At 52.5% G+C, this 3,746-nt stretch carries 1 protein-coding gene and 1 pseudogene; both read left to right on the top strand.

The window, feature by feature from the left end; translation table 11 throughout:
• The first annotated feature begins 471 nt into the window (after window positions 1-471).
• Complete coding sequence (locus tag EAH68_RS14580; RefSeq protein WP_126122054.1) at window positions 472-2,715, top strand: AAA family ATPase; 2,244 nt, start codon at window positions 472-474, stop codon at window positions 2,713-2,715.
• A 367-nt stretch (window positions 2,716-3,082) separates the two neighbouring features.
• Window positions 3,083-3,415, top strand: a pseudogene (locus EAH68_RS14575) (transposase family protein); the annotation flags it as partial.
• Window positions 3,416-3,746: the final 331 nt, after the last annotated feature.

Genomic DNA, 3,746 nt, shown 5'->3' with positions numbered 1-3,746 from the left:
CATCTGAAGTTGCTAAAAAGCCGCCAAACGAAGCTGCGAGTCACATTCACGTCCACGAAAATTGTCACTTAACGCGTTACTTTAACTACGTTACGTGAACGGCCCCCTGGGGCCATAAAGTGACGGAAAATTTGGCAAATTGCCTTTACTATGAAAACTTTTTTACTGTCCCCGGCCCTTCCTTCACAAGGACCCCCCTTAAACAATTCCCGAAAGTTTCATCGAATACTATCTAAACCCCTAACTAAGTTAGTAAAAACACGGTAAGGCTTATACTTACGCATAAACCCCAGGGGCGGAAAATAAAATCTACTACTGACTTTGTAGAAATAAGCGCTCCGTAGCAGCCTAGGAGATCTGAAGTTTGGCAGCGATGTTCTTTTTTCCCGGCCACCGGCGAACGCCCCCGCAACAGACTCTAAGACGCCTCATTCTTAGCCGACAGCGCAGGACGCAGCAGGAGCGGCGCTGATGCTGGAACAGGTCACGATTACGGGGGGTGCCTGCTTCGGCCCCACTCCCCTAACGATTGCCGGATTTAATCGTGTCAACTTCACCTTTGGACCCAATGGATCAGGAAAAACTACGATCAGTCGTGCGTTCGCCGGTCACGAACGGATCCACCTGAGTCCACAGTGGGATGATGGCCTGTCGATGGACGTGAAGGTCTACAACAGGGACTTCGTTGACCGCGTACTGCACGAGTCATCGAGGATTCCGGGAGTATTCGTGGTCGGCGAAAACAGTGTGCAAGCTGAAACCCGCCTCGAAGAAATTCGGAAACCAGATGGAGCGCAGGACAAGGCGAAGGACAAGTTGGATAGAGCGCGCTCAAGCCATGAAACTGCACTAAACCGCCAGGAACAAGAAGCTGAGTCTTTCCGCGAGCTTGCCTGGAAAGGATATAAGTCGCTCACTACCGATCACCCGGAATTATCCCCAGCCTTCACAGGCGTAGGCGGTATTGGAAACGATAAGAAGAAGCTCGTCCAACTGCTGGAACAGTTTCCCAGCCCCCAAGATGGTGACCCTCCACTTGAACTCTCGTCATTACTGAGCGAGGCGGCAGCGGTTTTTGATTCCCAAGCCACCACCCGCAATGAAATCGCATCTATTCCAAAATTCGACCCCAGCAATTACGCGGGATTTGACCTCTTGGGCAAAAAAATTGTCGGAAGTTCCGACGTAACTCTAAGCGAGCTTGTCGAAAAGCTGGGAAATAGCGACTGGGTTTCCAAGGGGCGTTCGTATCTTGGGCATTCCAATGGAAAGTGCCCGTTCTGCCAGCAACTAACTCCTGCAACTCTCGCTGCGGATCTTGCGTCGATGTTTGACGACCACTACACGTTAGAAGTAGAGAAGATTCACGATCTCTCCGCCGACTTCCAGGATTGGTCAAAGGCAGTGCGCGGCCATAAAGACTCTATCGACGACACCGCCAAACTCGTGTTGGATGAAGCTCGCTACAGCGCGGCCTTCGCCACACTGATTGAAATCATCAGCGCAAACGAGGCAACCCTCGACGCGAAAGAACGCACTCCCTCGATGATCGGCGAATTTTCAAATATGGACGGCACAATAGACGAGATAAACGAGACGATCGAGCAGGCCAATAAAGAAATTCGCACTCACAACGCCCTTATTCGCTCGCAGCGTGAAGAACGTCCGAAACTACAAATCAAGTGCCGGAGATACCTCGCTGAAGTAGTCCTGGGCGAAGAACTCCCTCCTTACAAGAGGCGCTCTCAGGGCCTCCAGAAAGGAGTGGACACCACCGCAGCGAAAGTAGCGGAGGCCCAAAAAGCACTCAAAGACCTGGATGACGAGATTCGAAAACTGCAGCAGTCCGTGGTCTCCACTCGCCCAGTTATCGACCGAATTAACGTGTTACTGGAACGATCAGGATTCACCTCATTCAAGATTGTTGAATCCACAGAGCTAGAACACGGCTATATGCTATTCCGCGACACAGGGGAAGCTCACGAAAATACCTTGAGCGAAGGCGAACGAACTTTCATCGCTTTTCTCTATTATTACCATCTCCTCGATGGTCAAACCAGCAGCAGCGCATCGAACAATGTCCTCGCAGTAATTGACGATCCCATCTCAAGTCTGGATAGTGACGTCCTTTTCGTCGTCAGCGCGCTCGTTCGCGAATTGCTGGAACGTACGCAGGACCACAAAGGAAACTTACGACAGGTCGTTGTACTCACGCATAACGTCTACTTCCACAAAGAAGTGACCCAAGTTCGTTTCAATGACACTTCGCAAGGTCGGGCATATTACGTGATCAACAAAAGCCTGCATAGCCCGAGTTCGATCGAACTGCATCGAAATAATCCCATCTCAACAGAGTATGAACGACTCTGGGGCGAGATCCGCCGCGCAATCGCGGGGGAATCCACGAGCGTTGTCGGTTTAGAGAATATTCTCCGAAGGATTCTTGAAAGCTACTTCCGCATTCTCGGCGGGGGAATCTGGGAAGAGGAAATGGCGTCAAGGCTGGACCCCCACGAACGGCCAATTCTTAATTCGCTGTTCAACTGGATCAACGAAGGGTCCCATGCGATCTTCGAGGATGTCCACTACTCTCCGGGCAAGCCTTCGCTTGACCACTACCTGAAAGTCTTTCGCCGAGTCTTCGAAGTCACCGGCCATCAAGGACACTACACAATGATGCTGTACGGAAAGGAAAGTCTGAGTCAACAACCATGATTGATATGTAGGTAGGGACATTACCGATCAGTAGCGACTGGCGGAGGCCGCTCCAAGAGCCAAACGATATTAAAACACTCGTGAGCTGTGATGTTTTCTACTAGAGACCAAACTCCCCGGACAAGCCCACTAGGGAATTCCAACGCAGTAACAGTAAAGATCTCCTTAACTACCCGACGGTGGTCTCTGGAAGGGATGTCCCGACTTCGCCAAGAGTTCGGTAGCAGCGATTCCATCCGAGTTCGTTAGGCAGCGTCGAGTTCCTAGCAACGGGGCTTTTGCAGGCTCTTCGCGTTTCGGAGTGCGTAGCTGACCACGAGGTGGGGTTCGGGGTGGCACAACATGTAGGGGTCCTGGCCGGTACAAGATGAGAGTTACCACACCATCATCTGACCGAACCAGGACCCTACTGTGCAGCCTGACTTACAACCTCGTCGCCGACACCATCTGCCGGACCGCCGAAATCGGACTGACGATCACCGGTGCCGCCGACGCCGGAAACATCACCATCATCGACGCCACCCCGGTGGCCGTGAACAACATCTGCCCCGACTGCTCCCAGCCCGGGAAGAAGCGCGATCACGTGGTCCGGACTCTGGTGGATCTACCCGTCGTCGGGTTCCCCACCCGCCTGCACGTGCGTGTCCCACGCTTCCTGTGCACAGACACTTCCTGCCCGAGGAAGATCTTCCACCCGAGTTGGGTCAATTTAGTGCCGACGTCCCGGTTTTCATTGCCTGCGACTCTCAGAACGTAAAGGCTGATTGATTTTGCAGATCAATAACCGAGTGGAGGTTCACTGCAAAGGGCCATCCGGCTCAAATCCTCTGATTTATGTTCGAGAGAACACTCGTGATACCGCTGTTTCGTGCCGATGAACAACATTTGGAGAGTTTGTCACAATCTACCCCCGCTGCTACCCGCTTAGTGCCGAAAAGTCCGCACTCCCCATCACAAACTTGCTGGTCAGCGTGTCAATATGATCTTGCTCAAGCCAGTTTGACCCAAGTCGGGTTCCAGGCCTCGCTGAG

This window comes from Corynebacterium hylobatis (assembly GCF_003955685.1).
In the GTDB taxonomy this organism is placed as follows: domain Bacteria; phylum Actinomycetota; class Actinomycetes; order Mycobacteriales; family Mycobacteriaceae; genus Corynebacterium; species Corynebacterium hylobatis.
This window is presented reverse-complemented; position numbering and strand designations above follow the sequence as displayed.